The sequence below is a fragment of the Streptomyces sp. NPDC053367 genome (assembly GCF_044545925.1).
Lineage (GTDB): Bacteria > Actinomycetota > Actinomycetes > Streptomycetales > Streptomycetaceae > Streptomyces.
Genome location: NZ_JBITYN010000010.1, coordinates 196,304 through 217,847, shown reverse-complemented (window position 1 = coordinate 217,847; position 21,544 = coordinate 196,304). Strand labels below are relative to the sequence as shown.

The 21,544-nt window shown below is 73.6% G+C and carries 16 protein-coding genes; 14 read left to right on the top strand and 2 right to left on the bottom strand.

Going from position 1 to position 21,544, the window contains the following annotated elements; all coding sequences use genetic code 11:
- Positions 1 to 153: 153 nt before the first annotated feature.
- Genes pssA through ACIGXJ_RS27740 form a run of 3 tightly spaced genes read left to right on the top strand, consistent with a single transcriptional unit; the run spans position 154 to position 3,561 of the window.
- A complete protein-coding gene (pssA, locus tag ACIGXJ_RS27750) occupies positions 154 to 942 on the top strand; it encodes a CDP-diacylglycerol--serine O-phosphatidyltransferase (RefSeq protein ID WP_399650674.1) in 789 nt (262 codons plus the stop codon).
- 37 nt (positions 943 to 979) lie between these two features.
- Positions 980 to 2,257, top strand: a complete 1,278-nt coding sequence (locus tag ACIGXJ_RS27745; RefSeq protein ID WP_399650671.1) for an ATP-grasp domain-containing protein — start codon at positions 980 to 982, stop codon at positions 2,255 to 2,257.
- A complete protein-coding gene (locus tag ACIGXJ_RS27740; RefSeq protein ID WP_399650669.1) occupies positions 2,254 to 3,561 on the top strand; it encodes an MFS transporter in 1,308 nt (435 codons plus the stop codon). Before ACIGXJ_RS27745 ends, ACIGXJ_RS27740 begins: the two co-directional genes overlap by 4 nt.
- Before the next feature lie 68 nt (positions 3,562 to 3,629).
- Here the strand turns inward: ACIGXJ_RS27740 and ACIGXJ_RS27735 are convergent, their stop codons facing one another.
- The gene (locus tag ACIGXJ_RS27735; RefSeq protein ID WP_399650666.1) at positions 3,630 to 5,039 is read right to left on the bottom strand and encodes an aminopeptidase P family protein; all 1,410 of its coding nucleotides are present in this window, start codon (positions 5,037 to 5,039) and stop codon (positions 3,630 to 3,632) included.
- A gap of 128 nt (positions 5,040 to 5,167) precedes the next feature.
- On the opposite strand from ACIGXJ_RS27735, the gene ACIGXJ_RS27730 reads away from it, so the two are divergent.
- The 5 genes from ACIGXJ_RS27730 to ACIGXJ_RS27710 all read left to right on the top strand — a co-directional run bounded on the left by ACIGXJ_RS27730 (position 5,168) and on the right by ACIGXJ_RS27710 (position 9,042).
- A complete protein-coding gene (locus tag ACIGXJ_RS27730; protein ID WP_399650663.1) occupies positions 5,168 to 6,151 on the top strand; it encodes a LuxR C-terminal-related transcriptional regulator in 984 nt (327 codons plus the stop codon).
- A 138-nt stretch (positions 6,152 to 6,289) separates the two neighbouring features.
- Entirely contained in the window at positions 6,290 to 6,679 is a 390-nt protein-coding gene (locus ACIGXJ_RS27725) for a cell division protein SepF (RefSeq protein ID WP_399650662.1), read from the top strand.
- Positions 6,680 to 6,809: 130 nt separating this feature from the next.
- The gene (locus ACIGXJ_RS27720) at positions 6,810 to 8,048 is read left to right on the top strand and encodes an ATP-binding protein (RefSeq protein ID WP_399650660.1); all 1,239 of its coding nucleotides are present in this window, start codon (positions 6,810 to 6,812) and stop codon (positions 8,046 to 8,048) included.
- Positions 8,000 to 8,380: a nucleotide pyrophosphohydrolase gene (locus ACIGXJ_RS27715; protein ID WP_399650656.1), complete on the top strand. Its 381-nt coding sequence runs from the start codon at positions 8,000 to 8,002 to the stop codon at positions 8,378 to 8,380. The genes ACIGXJ_RS27720 and ACIGXJ_RS27715 overlap by 49 nt, the downstream gene beginning before the upstream one ends.
- Before the next feature lie 197 nt (positions 8,381 to 8,577).
- Positions 8,578 to 9,042, top strand: coding sequence for a DUF6099 family protein (locus tag ACIGXJ_RS27710; protein ID WP_399650653.1), 465 nt, complete (start codon positions 8,578 to 8,580; stop codon positions 9,040 to 9,042).
- On the opposite strand, the gene ACIGXJ_RS27705 is transcribed toward ACIGXJ_RS27710, so the two are convergent.
- Positions 9,039 to 9,188, bottom strand: coding sequence for a hypothetical protein (locus tag ACIGXJ_RS27705; RefSeq protein WP_399650650.1), 150 nt, complete (start codon positions 9,186 to 9,188; stop codon positions 9,039 to 9,041). The genes ACIGXJ_RS27710 and ACIGXJ_RS27705 overlap by 4 nt on opposite strands.
- Positions 9,189 to 9,300: 112 nt before the next feature.
- On the opposite strand from ACIGXJ_RS27705, the gene ACIGXJ_RS27700 reads away from it, so the two are divergent.
- The 6 genes from ACIGXJ_RS27700 (at position 9,301) to fxsT (ending at position 21,534) form a co-directional block, all read left to right on the top strand.
- Complete coding sequence (locus tag ACIGXJ_RS27700) at positions 9,301 to 10,224, top strand: LLM class F420-dependent oxidoreductase (RefSeq protein ID WP_399650648.1); 924 nt, start codon at positions 9,301 to 9,303, stop codon at positions 10,222 to 10,224.
- Positions 10,225 to 10,448: 224 nt separating this feature from the next.
- A complete protein-coding gene (locus tag ACIGXJ_RS27695) occupies positions 10,449 to 11,924 on the top strand; it encodes a 3' terminal RNA ribose 2'-O-methyltransferase Hen1 (RefSeq protein ID WP_399650646.1) in 1,476 nt (491 codons plus the stop codon).
- A complete protein-coding gene (locus ACIGXJ_RS27690; RefSeq protein ID WP_399650643.1) occupies positions 11,921 to 14,461 on the top strand; it encodes a polynucleotide kinase-phosphatase in 2,541 nt (846 codons plus the stop codon). Before ACIGXJ_RS27695 ends, ACIGXJ_RS27690 begins: the two co-directional genes overlap by 4 nt.
- A 282-nt stretch (positions 14,462 to 14,743) precedes the next feature.
- A complete protein-coding gene (locus ACIGXJ_RS27685; protein WP_399650642.1) occupies positions 14,744 to 16,195 on the top strand; it encodes a hypothetical protein in 1,452 nt (483 codons plus the stop codon).
- Entirely contained in the window at positions 16,192 to 17,253 is a 1,062-nt protein-coding gene (locus ACIGXJ_RS27680) for an AAA family ATPase (protein WP_399650638.1), read from the top strand. Before ACIGXJ_RS27685 ends, ACIGXJ_RS27680 begins: the two co-directional genes overlap by 4 nt.
- Positions 17,254 to 21,534, top strand: a complete 4,281-nt coding sequence (fxsT, locus tag ACIGXJ_RS27675) for an FxSxx-COOH system tetratricopeptide repeat protein (RefSeq protein WP_399650635.1) — start codon at positions 17,254 to 17,256, stop codon at positions 21,532 to 21,534.
- Positions 21,535 to 21,544 lie beyond the last annotated feature (10 nt).

Here is a 21,544-nt window from a genome sequence, read left to right as displayed (position 1 = left end):
TGCCCGGCCACAGAGCGTCCGGCCCCCGGCCGTGCGCTCGGGCCCTGCTGCGATGATGCTCGTTCCGACGCCGCAGGCAGCCAGACAGACTTGTAGGAGAGCGCGTTGACCGTCACCGAATCCGAAGCCCCCGCTCCCTGGACGGGAGAACCCATGGGCGACGCCAAGGCCACCAAGAGGGAGCCTTCCCCCTCGCGACTGTCGGTGGCGGACGTCCTGACCCTCGGGAACGCGGTCTGCGGCTTCTCCTCGGTCTACTTCATCACCGTCGCGGTACTCGTGCCGTACCTCACCGACGGCCAGAGCACCGGCTCCGTGCGGCAAGGAGCGGCCACCGCGGTGCTGTTCATGCTGATGGCCGCCCTGTTCGACATCTGCGACGGCCTCGTAGCGCGCCGGTTCCGCAGCTCCGGCATGGGCGCCGAGCTCGACAACCTCTCGGACCTGATCAGTTTCGGACTGGCGCCCGCCTACTTCGTGGTCGTGTGGGGGCTGGTGAGCGACTACGACCACCCGGGGCTGGTCGTCGCCGCCGCCGTCGCCGTCATGCTCGGCGGCCTGCTCCGGCTGGCCCGGTTCTCCTGCACCACCATGCAGGACGGCATGTTCCAGGGCATGCCGATCCCCTTCGCGGCGCTGACCGTCGTCTCGGTCGTGCTGCTCCAACTGCCGTCCACGCTCACGCTGCTCTTCGTCGTGGGTGTCGCCTGGCTCATGGTGAGCCGGGTCCAGTACCCCAAGCCGGTGGGCAAGATGGCGGTCGCCACCATCGTGTGGGGGACGGTCAACATCGGATGCCTGGTCGCCTGGGTCGGCGGCGTCACCGGAGCCGAGACGCTCCTGGTGACCGGCTGCACCCTGCAGGTCGCGCTGGCGGCCGGGCTGCCACTCTTCGCCGCCGGGCGACGGATCAACGCCATGCGGTACGGGCGTTCGGCCTGACGTTCCGCGCACACGTCACCTTTGGAGTGCAGCGCACATGCCTTTGAACCACCAAGCCCACGACGGCGTCCGGCACCTGCTGGTCGTCGGTGACGAGCGGGACATCGTCGCCCGCGCCCGCGGCTTGCGTCCCGGACTCAGGACGAGCGTCCTGTGCACGCACCAGGAAGCGCGCAAGATGCGGACCACGGACGGCCACCGCAGGGTGGTGGTCGTGGCGGCGGACGCCCCGCTCGAGGAGTGGACCGCCGCCGCACGCTTCGTCCACGAGGCCGAGCCGGTGGACCGGGTCGTGTGCTACGGCGAGGAGGGCCAGGCGCCCGCCGCGCGCATCGCGCTGGAGCTGGGCCTGCCGTGGCACTCCCCGGAGACGGTGAGGGCCGTCGACGACAAGCGCCTGATGCGCGAGCGCCTGGCGGCCGCGGGAGTCGACGACACCCCCTGCCTGGAGGCGACGACGGCCGAGGAGGTGACGGCCTTCGGCGAGCGGGTCGGCTACCCGCTCGTCTGCAAGCCCGGCCGGGGCGTGGGCAGTCAGGGAGTGGTGCGCTGCGAGGGGCCCGAGGACGTCGCCGAGAAGCTGCGGGTGACGTTCGCGGCCGCCGCGGGCCTGCCCGGTTCCGGCGTGCTGGTCGAACCGTTCCACGAGGGCGAGGAGTTCAGCGTCGAGTGCCTGAGCGAGGACGGTGAGCACATCGCGCTGTGCGTCACCAAGAAGTTCCTCGTCCCGGGCCGTTTCGTGGAGCTGGGCCATGTGCTCCCGGCCCCGCTGCCGGCCGGAGAGGAGGAGCGGATCGTGGCGGCGGTGAAGGCCGCGCTGGACGCCCTGGGCGTCCGGGAAGGGGCCACCCACACGGAGGTCATCGCCGGCGAGGACACGGTCAGGATCGTGGAGACCCATCTGCGCCAGGGCGGTGACCGGATCCCCTACCTGCTGCGGGAGGCCCTCGGCGCCGACATCGTGGCCGCCCTCGCGCGCCAGAGCATCGGCGTGCCCTCCCTCGGCGAGGTGCGCGACGCCCTGGAGAAGGCCGCCGGCGAGCCCCGCTCCGCAGCCATCTGGTACGCGGTGCCGCAGGCGGCCGGTGAACTCCTGGAGGTGCGCGGCGCCGAGGAGATCAAGAGCCGCCCGGGCGTGTGCGACGTGGTGATACGCAGCGCGCCCGGCGACCGCCTCGGGCCCGTGACCTGCTCCGCCGACCGGCCCGCCCATGTCTGGGCCGTGGCGGACAGCCCCGAGGCCGCGCTGGACACCGTGCGCGGCGCCGTGGCGGACCTCCGGTTCGTCGTCGGCGTGCCGGGCAGCCTCGGATGACGGCCGGTGCGGGCGGCTCGTTGCCGAGCGGATTCGCACGGGCCGTCAGGAACAGCTCGGCCGCGGAACGGACCCTCGTCGTCAGTTCCCTGTCCGACTCCATGGGCACCGGGCTCTTCGCCGCGCTCGCCGCCGTGTTCTTCACCCGTGTCAGCGGTCTGACGGCGACCCAGTTCGCGCTGGGCCTCTCCCTCGCCGGGGCCGTCGGCTTCCTGCTCACCATCCCGATGGGCGTGGTCGGCGACCGCTTCGGCGCCCGCCGTACGCTGATCGCCCTCAACCTGTGGCGGGCCGCCGGCTTCGCCTGCTACGTCCTCGTCACCTCCTTCCCCGCCTATCTCGTCGTCGTCCTGCTGACGGCCGTCGCCGACCGGACCGCGGGCGGGGTCAGCCAGGCCATCGTCGCCGACGTGGCCGGAGACGACCGGCGCGTCAGCCTCATGGCCGTCATCCGCTCCGTACGCAACGTCGGGTACGCGGTGGGCGGACTGGCCGCCGGGGTCGCCATCGCGGTCGGCAGCACCTGGGTGTTCCGCGCCACGCTGTTCGGCATCGCGCTGTTCTACGTGGTCTGCGCGGCCCTGCTGGCGCGGCTGAGGACCGCGGACGCCGTGCGCGTCCCCCGCGGGACCAAGCGGCGGTGGGCGTTCCGCGACCGCCGGTACCTGGCCTTCACCGGGCTGAACACGCTGCTGACGCTGCACGTCACCACCCTCAACGTGCTGCTGCCGCTGTGGATCCTCGCGTCCCCCGGTGTCCCCGAGTCCCTCGTCGCGCTGCCGCTGATCCTCAACACCGTCGTCGTCTCGGTGTTCCAGCTGCCGGCCACCCGGCACATCGCCGACCTCCGGGGGGCGGGGCGGGCGGCGCTGGCGTCCGCGGTGCTGCTGACCGCCGCCTGCGCGTTCTTCGCGCTGTCCGCCTGGTGGAACGACCCGGCCGGCGCGGTGCCGGTGCTGCTCGCCGGGGTGCTCGCGCTGACGCTGGCCGAGATGTGGCAGGCGGCGTCCTCCTGGCAGATCTCGATGGACCTCGCCCCCGAGCGCGACCGGTCGCAGTACCTCTCGACGTTCAACCTCAGCAACACGGCGGAGCGGGTGATCGGGCCGGCGGTCCTGCCGGCGCTCGTCATGACGTTCCGGTCCTGGGGCTGGCTCGCCGTGTCGGCCGTGGTCCTGGCCGGCGGCGCCGCCACCTGGTGGCTGAGCCGTCCGGCCGACCCCCCGGCGGCGGACACCGGCGACGAGGTGCCGGGCGACGAGGTCCCCGGCGAGGAGGTGGCCGGCGGCCTCGGCACGGCGTGACGCGGCCCGCCCGTGAACGACTTCGCCCTGTCCGTCGCGGACAGGGCGAAGTCGTTCAGCGGCGTTCCTCAGCCCCCGAACTCCGCCATCCAGGCCTCCACCTCGTCCGCCGAGCGTGGCAGGCCCGCCGAGAGGTTCTCGTGGCCGGAGCCGGTGACGAGGAGGTCGTCCTCGATACGGACCCCGATGCCGCGCCACTCCTGCGGGACCGTGAGGTCGTCCGGCTGGAAGTAGAGGCCGGGCTCGACGGTGAGGACCATGCCGGGCTCCAGGACGCCGTCGACGTACTCCTCCGTGCGGGCGTGGGCGCAGTCGTGGACGTCGAGGCCGAGCATGTGGCCGGTGCCGGCCATGGTGAAGCGGCGCTGCAGGCCGAGCTCGTAGGCGCGGTCGGCGGGGCCCTCGACGAAGCCCCAGTCGACCAGGCGGGCCGCGAGGTGACGCTGGGCCGCCTCGTGGAAGTCGCGGTAGTGGGCGCCGGGCTTCACGGCGGCCATGCCGGCCTCCTGGGCCTCGTACACGGCGTCGTAGACCTGGCGCTGGACCGCGGTGAAGGTGCCGCTGACGGGGAGCGTGCGGGTGACGTCCGCCGTGTACAGCGAGTGCGTCTCCACACCGGCGTCCAGGAGCAGGAGGTCGCCCGGGCGCACCGGGCCGTCGTTGGACGTCCAGTGCATGATGGTGGCGTGCTCGCCGGCGGCGCAGATGGTGCCGTAACCGACGGAGTTGCCCTCCAGACGCGCCCGCCGGTAGAAGGTGCCCTCGATCCAGCGCTCGGACGAGGCGATGGCCCGGGAGAGCTCGCCGACGACGTCGGTGAAGCCGCGGACCGTGGAGTCCACCGCCTTGCGCAGCTCCCCGATCTCCCAGTCGTCCTTGACCAGGCGCAGCTCGCTCAGCGCCTCCTCGAGCTCGTCGTCGCGCGCCTCGTCGGTGGTGACGGCGGCCTCCAGGGCCGGGTCCACGCCGCGCACGATCCGGGTCGGCGCGCCCGAGGCGGCGAGGTCGGCGGCCGCCGTGCGGACGTCGCGGCAGGGCAGGCCGAGCACGCGCTCGGACTCCGTGAGCGAGCGGCGGCGGCCCATCCACAGCTCGGCGGTGTAGCCGGTCCAGAACTCGTCGGTGTCGCGGCCGTCCCGGGGGAGCTGGTAGCAGTAGGCGTCGTGGCCGCCGTCCGCGCGGGGTTCGAGGACGAGCGCGCCGTCGCGGGCCTGGTCGCCGGTCATGTGGACGTAGCCGGAGTACGGGCGGAAGGGGTAGGTGTCGTCGTTCGAGCGGACCTTGAGGTTGCCGGAGGGGACCACGAGGCGTTCGCCGGGGAAGCGGGCGGACAGCGCGGCGCGGCGGCGGGCCGCGTACGGGGCCTGCTCGGCGGGCTCCAGGTCGTGCCGCTCGGTGTCGGCCCAGCCGGTGCGCATGAGGGCGGACAGCTCGTCGGAGATCCCTGCGTACAGACCGTTCTTTCGGCTCTTGGCCACGAGGTTCCCTTCGGTTCGGGGGTGCGTGCGAGGGACCGTAGCCCGGCCGGGGCGCGCGAAGTGCCAGGAAGTGCCACTGGCACGGATCGGCCGTCCGGGCGGGGCGCGAGCCGTCGATAATGCCGCTCATGACGAACGCGAAACTCCGGCAGGCCCTGCGCTTCCTGGGCGTCGACGAGGCCGCGGGACGCGTCTACCTCGCGCTGCTCGAGGTGGCGCCGGCCCCGCTGAGCGCGGTCGGCGCGGCGGCCGGACTCGGGGGTGCGGAGCTCGCCGCCGCGTACGCCGCCCTCGTCGACGCCGGGCTGGCCAGCGCCGCCGACGAGACCGGCGACGTGGTGGCGCCGGTGCCGCCCGCCGCCGGGCTGGAGATCCTCGCCCGGCACCGGGCGGCCGAGGTCGAGGAGTCCCGGATCGCCGTCGGGGGCGCCTTCGAGTCCTTCCGGCGGCATCGGCTCGCCGCGTACAACGACGACCTCGTGGAGGTCGTCACCGGCGACGCCATCGGCCCGCGCATGCGGCACGCCTGGGCGAGCGCCCGCGAGCAGATCCGCCAGTTCGAGTCGCCGCCGTACGTCGCCCTCCCCGGGGCCCGCGAGGACGCGCTCGCGACGCTCGCCCGGGGTGTCACCCAGCGCGTCGTGTACTCCCGGGCCTCGCTGGAGCACCCGGGCCATCTGGAGAACGCCATCGAGCCGTGCGTCGAGGCCGGCGAGCAGGCCAGGGTGCTGCCGTCGGTGCCGGTCAAGCTGCTGATCATCGACGAGGCGTATGCGCTCGTGTCGCTGTCGATCACCGAGGCCGACGTGGTCAACACCCTGCTGGTGGTGCAGCCGTGCGGGCTGCTGTCCGCGCTCGTGGCCCTCTTCGAGCAGTCCTGGCAGAACGCCCTGCCGCTGCACGGCGGCACCGCCCGGCCGGGCGGGCTCACCCCGTCCGACCGCCGTCTGCTGCGCCTCCTCGCGGGCGGCGCGGCCGACGAGACCGTCGCCCGCGAGCTGGGCATCAGCCGCCGCACCCTCTTCCGCCGCCTGCAGATCCTGATGGCCCGGCTCGGCGCCGCGAACCGCTTCCAGCTCGCGCTGCAGGCCCAGCGCGCCGGGTGGCTGTGACCTGACCTGAGCCACTTCGTGGGCGCCGGCCGTCGTCGGAACCTGTCGCGCACCGTGTCGCTGTTGGGCTGAACGGGTGACTTGGCGTAAGAATTGGCTGGTGCAGGCGATGAGTGCGAGTCAGATCGGGGGGAGCCGGTGAACAGCCACGACGTCACCGATGAACAGTGGGAGGGGCTCGCCCAGGTCGTGCCGTTGCGGGGACGCGACGCCTGGCCGTCGTCGGTGGGGCACCGCGCGCTGCCGGACGCGGAGACCGAGACCCGGCGCCGCTTCGTGGTGCTGCGGGTCAATGTGTTCGCCGACGCCCGTGAGGTCGCCGAGACCCTGATGGCGGGCATCCCCGTCCTGCTCGACCTCACCGGCGCGGAGTCCGAGGTCGCCAAGCGGGTTCTCGACTTCAGCACCGGTGTGGTCTTCGGCCTCGCCAGCGGTATGCACCGCGTGGACCGAAACGTGTTCCTGCTGACACCGGCCGGCACGGAGGTCCAGGGCCTCATGGCGAGCGCGGGCGTCCCCGGCGTGTGAGGACGCTGCCGGGTCCGCCGGGCCTCCCGGTGTGCCCGGCGAGGGCCCGGCCTGCGCCCGGGTCGCCCGATCGTAGGAAAGCCGCCGAGGCGGAACGGTTCCGCTGAGAACGGAGCCCTACGGTCCGCGTATGGCCGTACGCCCCGGGTCCTCCGCGACCCCGCTGCCGCGCAGCACACGTCCCGAATCCGTCCCGCCGCCGCGGGAGCCGTCGGCCGCGTCCCGTCCGTCACCTCCGCCGGGCCCGGCAGGCGGCGTCGAGCGGCCCCGGATCACCGAACTGCGGCTGTCCGCGTTCGCCGGGCACCGCGGGGCCGGCTTACCGCTCGGGGCGTTCACCCTGCTCACGGGACCCAGCGGAGCGGGGAAGACCACGGCGCTGCGGGCCTACGAGGCGCTGGCGCGGCTCGGCGGCGGTGCCGGGCTCTACGACGTGTTCACCGAGCCCGAGGCCTACGTGCCCGACTGGGCCCGCCCCGACGCCCAGCGGCGCCGCGGCTTCCGTATCGGGTGCACGGCCGACGGACCCGAGGGACCGGTCCGGCTCGACGTCGCCGTCCAGGCCGAGCCCGAGCTGCGGATCGTCGGCGAGCGGCTCTCCGCCGACGGGGTCGTCCTCCTCCAGACCGCCCTGCGCGATCCCGGCCGCCCCGTCGTGCAGGCCGCGTGGCACACGGCGGGCAGCGCACCCGTCACCCGTGCCCCGCTGCCCGACGACCGGCTCGGCACGGCCCTGCTGCCGCTGCGCGTTGCAGGCAAGACGGACGGACAGCGGCGGGTGCTCGCCGCCGCCGAGCAGATGGTCGTCGCCCTGCGCTCCGTCTTCGTCTGCGACCCCGACCCCGGCCGGATGCGCGAACCCGTGCCGACCGGCTCGGACCGGCTGCTGCCCGCCTGCGACAACCTCGCCGGCGTGCTGTGGCGCACCCGCGCCGAGTGCGGCCAGCGGCACGCCCGGTACGTCGCGGCCGTACGCGCCGCCCTCACCGGCCCCGTACTGGACGTCGTCGCCGAACGGGAGGGCCGGGGCTCGGTCCGCGGCCTCCTCGACCGCGGCGACGGGCTGCGCAGCGACTTCGCCCGGCTCGGCGACGGCGAGCTGCGCCATCTCGCCCTCGCCCTGGTGCTGCTCACCGGCCCGGGCGTCCTCGCCCTCGACGCCCCCGGCGAGGTGCCGTCGGCCCTGCAGGCGCTGACCGTGCTCGCCGACGGCTTCGACCGGGCGCTCGACCCCCGCCAGCGCGCGGAACTCGCCCGGCTCGCCGCGCGGATGGCCGAGCTCGGGCACATCCGGTGCGTCGGCACCGTCAGCGACGCCTCATGGGCCGCGGGGACACCCGGCGTCACAGTGGTACACCTGGACACGTGACAGAAGATCCGCGGCCGCTGGACGTGGCCGGACTCCAGCGCAGGCTCGCCGAGTTCGCCGCCGCGCGCGACTGGCAGCCGTACCACACGCCCAAGAACCTCGCCACCGCGCTCAGCGTCGAGGCGTCCGAACTGGTCGAGATCTTCCAGTGGTTGACACCCGAGGAGTCCGCCCGGGTGATGGACGACCCCGGCACCGCGCACCGCGTCACCGACGAGGTGGCCGACGTGCTGGCCTATCTCCTGCAGCTGTGCGAGGTGCTCGGCATCGACGCGCTGGCCGCGCTGGACGCCAAGATCGACCGCAACGAGCGGCGCTTCCCGGCGCCTTGAGGCGCGGCACGGCGCGGAAGGGCACCCCACGGGGAGGGAACGACATGGAACTGAGACGTCCGCTTTCACTCTCCGCAGTCGGAGTCGAGTCCGAATCCGAATTGTTGTCCACAGATTTCCGTCTTCCTCTGGCTTTTCGCCGCACGGAGCTTCACTCTGGGTAGTGGTCAAAGGAGTTCGGGAGACGGGGGCAGCGCATGGACGCGGTGCGGCTCATCCTGAAGAGCAGGCGTGCCCTGGCGGGCAGCGGCGAGGTGCCGCAGATCATGGCGGAGGTGTGGCAGGCGCAGTCGCTCGCCCAGGCGATCGGCAGCAGACTCGCGGTCTTCGGCCCGCCCCAGCTGCGCGGCGAGGCACTCGGCCTCACCGAGCTGGCGGGCCGCGGCTGCGGCGTCCTCGACGAACCGGAGCTGGGCCCCGGCGAACTGCGCGCGGCCCAGCTCACCGAGCTGGGCGACGCCCGCCAGGCCCTCGTCCACCTCGGCGGGCTCCTCGGCGAGGTCGGCATAGCCCTGGTCGGCGTGGCGAGCGCCGCCGACGACGAGGGCGTCTACTGGCAGTGCATGGAGGCCATCGACGCGGCCGACGAATCCAGGGACCGCGTCCTGGAGATGCTCAGACGCCTGGCGGACGGTGAAGAGGCGCTGGCCGCGGTCCCCTAGGGGCCCGGGGCCGGGTCCGGCTCCTCGTCCGAGGTCCGCCCGGTGGCCTGGAGGTCGGCGTCCAGCGCGGAGAGGTCCGCGTTCAACGCCGCCATCAGTTCCTCCATCTGCTGAAGCAACCCCTTCGGCACGGCTTGCTCGGACATCGAACGGCCTCCTGGTCCCTGCGCACGCACCGGACGTTCCGGCCCGCTCCGCCCGAGCCAACGATCATCGCCGAGGCCGGGTCACGGTGCGGGAGGGTGCAGGATGGAAGGCATGGATCTCCGCATCTTCACCGAACCGCAGCAAGGCGCCACCTACGACACCCTCCTCACTGTGGCGAAGGCCACGGAAGACCTCGGCTTCGACGCCTTCTTCCGCTCCGACCACTACCTCAAGATGGGCGACGCCGACGGCCTGCCCGGTCCCACGGACGCCTGGATCACCCTCGCCGGCCTCGCCCGCGAGACCAAGCGCATCCGCCTCGGCACCCTGATGACCGCCGCCACCTTCCGGCTGCCCGGCGTGCTCGCCATCCAGGTCGCCCAGGTCGACCAGATGTCCGGCGGCCGCGTCGAACTCGGCCTGGGAGCGGGCTGGTTCGAGGAGGAGCACACGGCGTACGGCATCCCCTTCCCGAAGGAGAAGTTCGCCCGCCTGGAGGAGCAGCTGGAGATCGTCACCGGGCTGTGGGCCACCGCGCCCGGCAAGACGTACGACTTCCACGGCACGCACTACGACCTCACCGGCTCGCCCGCGCTGCCCAAGCCCGCGCAGGACAAGATCCCGGTCCTCGTCGGCGGCCACGGCCCCACCCGCACCCCGCGGCTCGCCGCCCGGTACGCGGACGAGTTCAACATGCCCTTCTCCTCGGTGGAGGACAGCGCGCGCCAGTTCGGCCGGGTCCGTGCCGCCGCGGAGGCCGCAGGCCGCGAGGGCGACGACCTCGTCTACTCCAACGCCCTCGTCGTCTGCGTCGGCAGGGACGACCGGGAGGTCGCCCGCCGGGCCGCCGCGATCGGCCGTGAGGTCGAGGAGCTGAAGACCAACGGCCTGGCCGGCTCCCCCGCCGAGGTCGTCGACAAGATCGGCCGCTACGCCGAGATCGGCTCCGGCCGCATCTACCTCCAGATCCTCGACCTGCACGACCTGGACCACCTGGAGCTGATCTCGTCCGAGGTGCAGTCCCAGCTGGCCTGAGCACCGCTCACGGGGGGCGGGGGCTGCGGGCGGGGTCCGGGGCGGGCCCGGGGCGGGCCCCGGCGGGCTCGGGGGCTGCCAGGCGCGACGGCGGTCCCCGCCGCGGCCGGCCGTCGGCGGAACCAATGGCGGGCGATCCGCGGCGGGAAAACCGAAGGCGCAGGTCACAGGCCCTGTGTCACAGTGGGCGTCGTCCATCGTCGACGGCCTGAGAGGCCCCGCCCATGTTCCTCACGATCACGACCACCGGCACGACCGAACGCCCCGCCACCGACCTCGGCCATCTGCTGCACAAGCATCCGGACAAGGCGCAGGCGTTCTCCACCTCCTACGGCACGGCGCACGTCCTCTATCCCGAGGCGCGGCCCGAGCGCTGCACGGCGGCGCTGCTCCTGGAGGTCGACGCGGTGGCCCTGGTCCGCAGGGGCAAGGGGCGCGGCGGCGCACCCGACGCGGCGCTCGCGCAGTACGTCAACGACCGCCCCTACGCGGCCTCCTCCCTGCTCGCGGTCGCGCTGAGCAGCGTCTTCTCCAGCGCCCTGCGGGGCGTGTGCCACGCCCGCCCGGAACTGCCCGGGCAGCCGCGCCCGCTCAGGATCGAGGTGCCCGCGCTGCCCGCCCGCGGCGGCGCCGGCCTCGTACGGCGGCTGTTCGAGCCGCTGGGCTGGACCGTCACGGCCGAACCGGTGCCGCTGGACGGCGAGTACCCCGAGTGGGGCGACTCGCGGTACGTCCGCCTCACCCTGGAGGCGGACACGCTCACCCTCACCGAGGCCCTGCGGCATCTGTACGTCCTGCTGCCGGTCCTGGACGACGCCAAGCACTACTGGGTCGCCCCCGACGAGGTCGACAAGCTGCTGCGCGTGGGCGAGGGCTGGCTGCCCGGGCACCCCGAGCAGAAGCTGATCACCAGCCGCTACCTCTCCCGCCGCTGGTCGCTGACCCGGAAGGCGCTGGAGCGGCTCGAACTGGTCCGGCTCGCCGAGGCCGACGACAGCGAGGTCGAGGACATCGACAACGCCGTCGGGGCCGAGACGGAGGACGAGGAGAAGCCGACCCCGCTGGCCGTGCAGCGGCGCGAGGCGATCCTCACCGCGCTGCGGGCCTCCGGCGCCACCCGGGTGCTCGACCTCGGCTGCGGCCAGGGCCAGTTGGTACAGGCCCTGCTGAAGGACGTGCGGTTCACCGAGATCGTCGGCGTGGACGTGTCCGTGCGCGCGCTGACCATCGCCGCGCGCCGGCTGAAGCTGGACCGCATGGGGGAGCGGCAGGCCTCGCGCGTGCAGCTCGTCCAGGGCTCGCTCGCCTACACCGACAGCCGGCTCAAGGGCTACGACGCCGCCGTGCTCAGCGAGGTCGTCGAGCACCTCGACCTGCCGCGGCTGCCCGCCCTGGAGTACGCGGTCTTCGGCGCGGCCCGCCCCCGAACGGTGCTCGTGACGACGCCGAACGTCGAGTACAACGTCCGCTGGGAGTCCCTCCCGGCCGGCCGGGTCCGCCACGGCGACCACCGCTTCGAGTGGACCCGCGAGGAGTTCCGCACCTGGGCGGGCGCGGTCGCCGAACGGCACCGGTACGCCGTGGAGTTCATGCCCGTCGGCCCGGACGACCCCGAGGTCGGCCCACCCACCCAGATGGCCGTGTTCACCCTGAACGACACACGCGACGGCAGGGCCGAGAAGGAGGCGAAGGCCGCATGACACAGGCAACGACCGGGCGTACGCTCCCCGTCACCGACCTCTCCCTCGTCGTCCTGATCGGCGCCTCCGGCTCGGGCAAGTCCACCTTCGCCCGCCGGCACTTCAAGCCGACCGAGGTGATCTCCTCCGACTTCTGCCGCGGCCTGGTCTCCGACGACGAGAACGACCAGAGCGCCACCAAGGACGCCTTCGACGTCCTGCACTACATCGCCGGCAAGCGCCTCGCGGCGGGCCGCCGTACGGTCGTGGACGCCACCAGCGTGCAGTCCGACGCGCGCAAGCAGCTGATAGCCCTGGCCAAGCAGTACGACGTGCTGCCCATCGCCATCGTGCTCGACGTGCCCGAGGACGTGTGCGCCGAGCGCAACGCGGCCCGCACCGACCGCGCCGACATGCCGCGCCGGGTCATCCAGCGGCACACCCGCGAACTGCGCCGCTCCCTCAGGCACCTGGAGCGCGAGGGCTTCCGCAAGGTGCACGTCCTGCGGGGCGTCGAGGAGATCGAGCACGCCACCGTCGTCACCGAGAAGCGGTTCAACGACCTGACCCACCTCACCGGCCCCTTCGACATCATCGGCGACATCCACGGCTGCTCCGCCGAACTGGAGTCGCTGCTCGCCAAGCTGGGCTACGTCGACGGGGTGCACCCCGAGGGCCGTACGGCCGTCTTCGTCGGCGACCTCGTCGACCGCGGCCCGGACAGCCCGGGGGTGCTGCGCCGGGTGATGGCGATGGTGAAGTCGGGCAACGCGCTGTGCGTACCGGGCAACCACGAGAACAAGTACGGCCGCCACCTGGGGGGCCGCAAGGTCCAGCACACCCACGGCCTCGCCGAGACCGTCGCGCAGATGGAGGGCGAGAGCGAGGAGTTCAAGGCGGAGGTACGGCAGTTCATCGACGGGCTGGTCAGCCACTACGTCCTGGACGGCGGACGCCTGGTCGTCTGCCACGCCGGCCTGCCCGAGAAGTACCACGGCCGCACCTCGGGCCGGGTGCGCTCGCACGCGCTGTACGGCGAGACCACCGGCGAGACCGACGAGTTCGGGCTGCCCGTGCGCTACCCGTGGGCCGAGGACTACCGGGGCCGCGCGGCCGTGGTCTACGGCCACACCCCGGTCCCGGAGGCCACCTGGCTCAACAACACCATCTGCCTGGACACCGGAGCCGTGTTCGGCGGCAAGCTGACCGCGCTGCGCTGGCCGGAGCGGCAGCTGGTCGACGTACCCGCCGAGCAGGTCTGGTACGAGCCGGTCAAACCGCTCAGGTCCGAGGCGCCCGGCGGGCACGACGGGCGGCCGCTCGACCTGGCGGACGTCCACGGGCGGCGGGTCGTCGAGACCCGGCACCAGGGGCGGGTCGCCATCCGCGAGGAGAACGCGGCCGCGGCGCTCGAGGTCATGAGCCGGTTCGCGGTGGACCCGCGGCTGCTGCCGTACCTGCCGCCGACGATGGCCCCGACGGCCACCTCGAAGGCGGACGGCTACCTGGAGCACCCGGCGGAGGCGTTCGCGAGCTACGCCGAGGCCGGTGTCGGGCGGGTCGTGTGCGAGGAGAAGCACATGGGCTCGCGGGCGGTGGCACTGGTGTGCCGGGACGCGGAGGCGGCCCGCAAGCGGTTCGGTGTCGACGGCCCCACGGGCTCGCTCTACACCCGTACCGGACGGCCTTTCTTCGACGACGCGGCCGTCACCGAGGAGATCCTCGGCCGGCTGCGGACCGCGGTCGGCGAGGCCGGCCTGTGGGCCGAACTCGACACGGACTGGCTGCTGCTGGACGCCGAGCTGATGCCCTGGTCGCTGAAGGCGTCCTCGCTGCTGCGCTCGCAGTACGCGGCCGTCGGCGCCGCGGCGGGTGCCGTCTTCCCCGGTGCGCTGGCCGCGCTGGAGGGTGCCGCCGCGCGCGGTGTGGAGGTGTCCGCACTGCTGGACCGGCAGCGCGAACGCGCCTCGGACGCGGCCGCGTTCACGGCCGCGTACCGCCGCTACTGCTGGACCACGGACGGCCTCGACGGCGTCCGGCTGGCGCCGTTCCAGATCCTGGCCGTCCAGGGCCGAAGCCTCGCCGCGCTGCCGCACGACGAGCAACTCGCCCTGCTGGACCGGATGGTGGAGCACGACAACACCGGCCTGCTGCAGACGACCCGGCGGCTCCACGTCGACACCGGCGACCCCGAGTCGGTGCGGGCCGGCGTCGACTGGTGGCTGGAGATGACCGGGCGCGGCGGCGAGGGCATGGTCGTCAAGCCGGCCGGCGCCCTCGTACGTGACGGACAGGGACGCCTGGTCCAGCCCGGCATCAAGTGCCGGGGCCGCGAGTACCTGCGGATCATCTACGGCCCGGAGTACACGCGCCCCGACAACCTCGCCCGGCTGCGGCAGCGGTCCCTCAACCACAAGCGCTCCCTCGCGATCCGCGAGTACGCGCTCGGCCTGGAGGCCCTCGACCGCCTCGCCGACGGCGAGCCGCTGTGGCGGGTGCACGAGGCGGTGTTCGGGGTGCTGGCCCTGGAGTCGGAGCCGGTGGACCCACGCCTGTGATCCCGCGCCGACGGGCGGACGCCATGCCGCGCCCGCCCGTCGGTTCGAACAAAACCCTTGTGGCGGAGGGGAGTTGCCGGCCGGGGTTGTGAGGTGGCCTGGATCGCCCGGAAGCACCGTGCTACGTTCACTGGTCAGTCAGCGGTACCGGCTCGTGGGGGAAGGTCGGTGGAGACAGGGGCGGGATTAGGCGAGTTCGGGCGAGCGCCGCGACGGCACCTGCTGTTCCGCCTGACGGAAGCGCTGTGTGAACTGAGCTGCCTCGAGGACCAGGCAGGGCGCGTGTTCTTCGCGAGAGTCCTCTCGGAGCAGCTCGACACGCATGTCGACCTCCGGGGAAGCAAACAGCGTGAGGACGTCGTCGTGCTGGTGCAGGCGGCGTTGGGCGTGACCGGCGGCGAACGCGTGCTGATCGACGTCGTCCAGGTCATGGAAGGCACCTCGGCCGCCACCGAGCTCGAACAGCTGGTGCTCTCCCTGAGCACGGAGGCACTGCCGCCCCGGCTGCCCGGCCCGCTCACCCCGCGGGACATGGACTCCGCCATAGGTCTCCTGGACGCCGCCGAAACCGGCCTGCCCCTGGGCCGCCTGCGTGACGAACTCGCCGCCGACCTCCAGGTCGAGCTGCCCACCGGCCTCTCGGCCCGCCAGCTCTTCGCGTACGCGACCGAGCTGAACGTCCAGCCGGACGGCGTCCCGCCCGCCGTGCTCCTCCTCGACCGGGCGGCGGAGCTGACCCGCGTCCCCGGCTGGAGCCACGCCCTCGTCACCTGGGCCGAGGGCTGGGCGGAGCGCAACGGACTGCTCGCCCAGCTCGAACAGCGCCGCGCGCGCCGCGCGGAGGCCACGCCCGACCCGACGATCCCGAGGTGCCTGGTCGTCGCCGTCGAACCGGCGCGCGACGGCTCGGGGGACATCGTCGTCCGGACCTGGCTGAACGCGGTCCCCGGTCACTGGCACCCGCAACCGGTCGACCCCGAGGTCACGCGCCTGGACGACCTGGCCGCCGCCGTCGAGCGGGCGCTGAAGCAGACCATGCGGCTGTCGGCCGCCCACGACACCCCGCCCGGCGGGAGCGGCAGCAGCGCGCCGCCGTACGTCGAGTTCCTCCTGCCCTACGACCTGCTCAACTTCGACGTGGCAGGGCTGACCGTCCGTACCGGGGACGGGAATCCGCTGCCGCTGGGGCTGAAGTACGGGGTGCACCTGCGCAGCCTGGAACGGATGCGGGCCGACGACTTCCTGGTGAGGGCCCAGTGGAAGGCGCGGTGGCACACCCTGCAGACCGAGGGCATCACCGTGCACGGCTGGCGGGCCGCCGACGCCCAGGACGTCGGCCGGTGGCAGGCCGCGCTGGCCGCCGAGCCGAGCTGTACCGCCGCGGTCCTCGACGCCCCCGACAGCGGCGCGGCGACGGAGGCGCTCAAGGCCGCCGTCGCCGAGGGCATCGGCCTGGCCGTGTGGGACAGAAGAGGCGAGTTCCCCGAGGAGCGGCGGGAGGTCGTGGCGGCCGTGTTCGCCGCCGTCCAGCAGCCGGCCCGCCTTCCGGGCGTCATTCACGAGCTGCGCCGCCGAGCCGAACTGGACTCGGCCGGACCCCAGTTGGTGAGCCGGCACCTCGCCTTCCTCTGGGACGACCCGAACCGGCTGGTGGACGTCCACACCACCGCCGACCACGGCTCAGGACCTCCCGGCCGTACGGACACCGCCGACAGCGAGGAGACCCCGGTATGAGCGGGCTGGAGCGAGCCGACGACGAGGCCGGGTACGTCTTCCGCGCGACCGGGGCCGCCCCGGACGGGCCGCCCCCCGACCTGCCTCCCGCCCCGCCGTGGCGACGGTTCCACGGCGGACCGCCGCAACCCCCGCCGCCCGACGACGAGCAGGCCGTCCTGCGGCGCCTCGGCCAGGTCGACGCCGTGCCGTATCTCGACCGGGCGGGCGTCGACCTCGTCAACGCGGCGCTGTTGCTGCGCCGGCCGCTCCTGGTGACGGGCGCGCCGGGCGTCGGCAAGTCCACACTCGCCTATCTGCTCTCCCGGGAGCTCGGTCTGGGCCGGGTGCTGGAATGGAACATCGTCAGCCGTACGACCCTGCGCGACGGCCTCTACTCCCACGACGCCCTGGGCCGGGCCCAGGCCATCGCGGCCTGGCGGGCCGGCCTGCGCCCCGCCCCGACGGCCGGCACGGAAGAGTTGGGCGAGGCGGGCGGTCCGCCGCCGGCGCTCGGGGACTTCGTCACCCTGGGCGCCCTCGGCACCGCTCTGCTGCCGTACGACCGCCCCCGCGTCCTGCTGGTCGACGAGCTCGACAAGAGCGACATCGACCTGCCCAACGACCTGTTGCACGTCCTGGAGAACGGCAGCTACGAGATCCCGGAACTCGTGCGGGACCGGGCCGAGAACGCCCAGGTCCACACCGACGACCCCGGACGCTTCGCCGAGGTGCGCCACGGGCGGGTGGAGTGCCGGGAGTTCCCGGTCGTGGTCATCACCAGCAACGGTGAGCGGGAGTTCCCGGCCGCCTTCCGCCGGCGCTGCCTCCCCCTGGAGATGCCGCTGCCCAGCCGGGAGCAGCTGCTCGCCATCGTGGACAGCCACCTCCGAGTGCGTGCGCCCGGCACCGAGGGGCTCGTCGACCGGTTCGTCGAACTCGTCGAGGCCGGCGGTACGCATTCCGTGGACCAGCTCCTCAACGCGGTGCACCTGACCACCGCGGGCACCTTCCGGGCGGACGCGGACGGGCGTGCCCTGCTCGACCTGGTGCTGCGCGACCTGGCCAAGGGGCGCTGAGTGGACGGCCCGCCGCCGTCGGCGCCCCGCGCGGACCGGCCCGCGTCCCTGCCGCACTGGCAGGAGCTGGCCGACGCCGTCTGGCTGAGCGCACACCGCTCCCGGGCCGGGCGCCCCGCGCCGGACAGCGGGCCCGCCCGCACCGACCGGCCGGCGGGTGCCGCTCCCGGGCCGGCCCCGCCCCGGTCGCCGGCCGCCGAGCGGCACCCGCCGCCCGGCTCCGGAACGGCACCGACGCGGTCGTTCACCCCCGACCCCGACGGTCCCGACAGGGTGCGCCTCGGACTGCCCGCACCCGACCGGCCGGGCCTCGGCAGGCGCAGACCGGCGTCGGACGACGGGTACGTACCGGGACTGGCCCGTGCCCTGCACCGGCTCGCCCGCCGGGTGCCGTCCCGCGACGCCGTGGAACTGGACGAGGAGGCCACCGCCGAGCGGGGCGTCTTCGACGAACTGTGGCTGCCCTGGTTCCGGCCTGCCGCGGCCATCGCCTTCGACCTGGTCGTCCTGGCCGACGACGCCCCCACCATGGCGGTCTGGGGCGAGGCGACCGCCGCGCTGCGCGCCGCCGCGGAACACAGCGGGGCCTTCCGCGCGGTGCGTACCGTCCGGGTGTCGGTGCCGTCCGCCGGATCCGCCCGGCTGCGCTGGGGCGGCGCGCGGAACACGGTGGACCCCGGCGAGATCCTCAGCGGCGGGGGCGGCCGTGTCTTCCTCGTCGTCACCGACGGCCTCGGCCACGGCTGGGCGGGACCCGCCGCCGACCGGCTCCTGGACCGGCTGGGCAGGTCCGGTCCCACCGCCGTCGTGCACCTTCTCCCGCCCCACCTGCGGCACCGTTCCTCGCTGCGGCCGTACGAGGCCGACCTGGAGGCGGGGGGATTCGGCGCCGCCAACGACGCCCTGGCCCACCACCCGGCGCCCGGGGGCGGAGATCCCCTCAGACCGCTGCCGGACGCCGGCGAGCGGGCCCTGCCCGTGCCGGTGCTGTCCCTCAAGGCCGGATCGCTCGCGGCGTGGAGCGACCTCGTGACCGGGGGACGCGGTGTGCGCCGGAACCTGCCGGCCCTGCTCACCGGGACCCTGTGCCGGACGGCGGCGGCGCCCGGCCTGCGCCCCCCGCCCTCCCGGAGCGCGGCCACCGCGGCCGTGCGCCGCTTCCTCACCCTGGCCACCCCGGCCGCCCGCCGCCTCGCCACCCACCTGGCGGTCGTGCCCTTCACCCATGACCTCATGGAGCAACTGCGCCGACGCGTCATGCCGGGCACCGGTCCCGAGCACCTCGCCGAGATCTTCATGGGCGGATTGATCGACTGGGGGGACTGGGGGGACTGGGGGGACCGGGGCGACGGCACGGCACGCCCCGACTTCGCCGACGGCGTCCGCGAGGCCCTGCTCGCCACGACCACCCGCACCCAGCTCGCCCGCACCGTCGCCCTGACGGGCGAGCTGCCCGCGGCGGGGGAGCACGGCGTCGCGCTCCGGGCCGCCCTGCACGATCCGCGGACCGCCGCGCTGCCCGACCCGGCCGACGACGGCTGGGTCCGCAGCGAACTGGCCGTCCTGCGCGCACTGTCGGGACCGTACGCCGAGCGGGCCCGTCGGATCACGGCGGGCCGGCCGGCCGGCGGCACCACCGGCAGCCCAGCGCGCGACACACGCCGACGGCTCACCGGGGCGCGTCCACCCGAGCCGCCGCCGGCAGCCGCCACGACGCCACCTTCCGACCTGACCCACCACCCCACGGAGGCACGGCCAGGCATGACAAACACGACGAGCACGCCTGCCCTCCTGGTGAACGTCCCCCTGCGCAACACGACGTTCGTCGGCCGCCACGCGCTGCTGAGGGACGTCGAGGCGCAGCTGAACGCCCAGGACACCGCGGCCGTACTGCCCCATGCGCTGCACGGCATGGGCGGTGTCGGCAAGTCCCAGCTCGTGCTGGAGTACGTCTACACCCACCAGCACGACTACCAGGTGATCTGCTGGATCCCCGCCGAACGGGAGAGCCTCGTCCTCGTCGCGCTCGCCACCCTGGCGGTCCAGCTGGGCGTCGCCCCCACCGAACGCGACAGCGTGGGCGCGCCCGCCGCCGGCACGGCCGTCCCCGCGGCACTGGAGGCGCTGCGCACGGGAGCGCCGTACGTGAACTGGCTGCTCGTCTTCGACAACGCCGAGGACGTCGAGATGGTGCGGCGCTACTTCCCGGCCAGCGGCCCCGGGAAGATCATCGTCACCTCGCGCAACCGTGCCTGGGAGCGGGTGGCCACCCCGCTGCCGGTGAACGTCTTCGAACGCGAGGAGTCCGTCGAACTGCTCCAGCGGCGCTCGCCCCACCTGTCCACCGAGGACGCCGGCCGGCTCGCCGAGGCCCTCGGCGACCTTCCTCTCGCGGTGGAGCAGGCGGGCACCTGGCACGCCGTCACCGGCATGCAGGTCGACGAGTACCTCTCACTGCTCGAACGGCGCAGCCCCGAGATCCTCGACCTCGACCCCGCTCCCGACTACCCGGTCTCCGTCGCCGCGGCCTGGGACATCTCGCTGGAGCGGCTGCGCGAGAGCAATCCGGGAGCCCGCCAACTCCTGGACATCTGCGCCAGCATGGCGCCCGAGCCGATCCCCCGTTCGATGCTGCGCGGCAGCCGGGGCGTCAACATCACCCCGGAGATCGACCCGCTGCTGCGCGAGTCGATCAAACTCAACCGTGCCGTGCGTGACCTCAGCCAGTTCTCCCTGGTCAGGATCGACCCCCGCTCCGACACCCTGCAGATGCACCGGCTGCTGCAGACCGTGCTGCTGGCCAAACTGTCCCCGGAGCAGCGGGAGAAGATGCGGGACGCCGCCCACCAACTGCTCTCCGCCGCCAAGCCGGGCCCCTACGGATCGTCCCTGGAATGGCGCGCCTACCAGGCGCTGCTGCCGCACATCCTGACCTCGCAGGCGGTGACCAGCACCGACACCTGGGTCCGGGAACTGATCGAGGACACCGTGTGGTTCCTCTACTACTGGGGTGACCACACCGGCGCGGCCGATCTCGCACGGCAGGCCTGGCTGGCCTGGCGCGCCGCCTCGGGAGAGGAGGACATCCAGGCCATCCGCATGGCCAAGAGCGTGTCGTTCCTGCTCCGGCAGAACGGGGACGTGGCGGAGTCCATCCCGCTCAGCGAAAGGGCGCTGGAGCTCTCCCGGAGCAGCGAGGTCGAACCCGAGGAACTGATCGACTCGATGCGCGACCTCGCCGACGCCCGTGGCTATCAGGGCCGCTTCCAGGAAGCCCGGGAGCTGGCCAGGGAAGCGACCGAGCTGGCCAGATCCCTGTACGGCGCCGAGGACCCCGTCACGTTGCGCGCCACCCACACATGGGGGGTCGCTCTGCGCCTGTGCGGGGAGTTCACCGAGGCGCTGGGGCTGGACCGGGAGAACGCACGGCACCGGGACCTGCTCTTCGGCCCCGCGAACTTCTTCACCCTCAACAGCCTGAACGCCATCACCCTCGACATGCTGGGGACCGGCGACTACCTGGAGGCCCGCGAGTTCCAGGAGGACGTCCATCGCCGGGCCCGCGCCGCCCTGGGCGACGAGAACCCGCTGTCCCTGCGCATCGCCCGCACCCTCGCGGTGTGCCGGCGCAACGACGGAGCGACCGCCGAGGCCGCCGTCCTCTCCGAGGAGACCCTCCGGCACTTCACGGCCCGCTACGGGGCCGGGCACTTCGACTCGCTGTCGTCGGCGGTCAACGTCGCCGTCGACCAGCGTCTGGCCGGGGACCTGGAGCAGTCCCGCAGGCTTGCCGAGGAGACGCTGCGCCACTTCCGGCAGAAGCTCGGCGACGACCATGTCTACACCCTGGTGACCGCGGCCACGCTCGCCGCCACCCTGCGCACGCTGGGCGCCCTCGACCAGGCCCAGGAGCTGGAGGACGACGCCGCCCGCCGGCTCGGCGCGACGGTGGGCCCGCACCACGACGTCACCCTGACCGTCGAACTCGGGCGGGCCACCACCGCGTACGTGGGACTGGACTTCGAGCGGGCCCACGCGATCGACGCGGCCACGCTGCCGCTGCTCGGTGCGGCCCTGGGCGAGCGGCATCCGGTCACCCTCGCCTGCGCCGCGAACCTCGCCCTGGACCTGCGCGGTCTGGGCCGGGGCGGGGAAGCCGACGAACGCCGGCACACAGCGGTGGAGGGCCTCGGGCGCATCGTCCGGGCCGACCATCCGTGGCTCCTGGCGGCGCGCCGACGGCGTCGCATCGAGTGCGACATGACGCTCATGCCGCTCTAGCCGGCGAGAG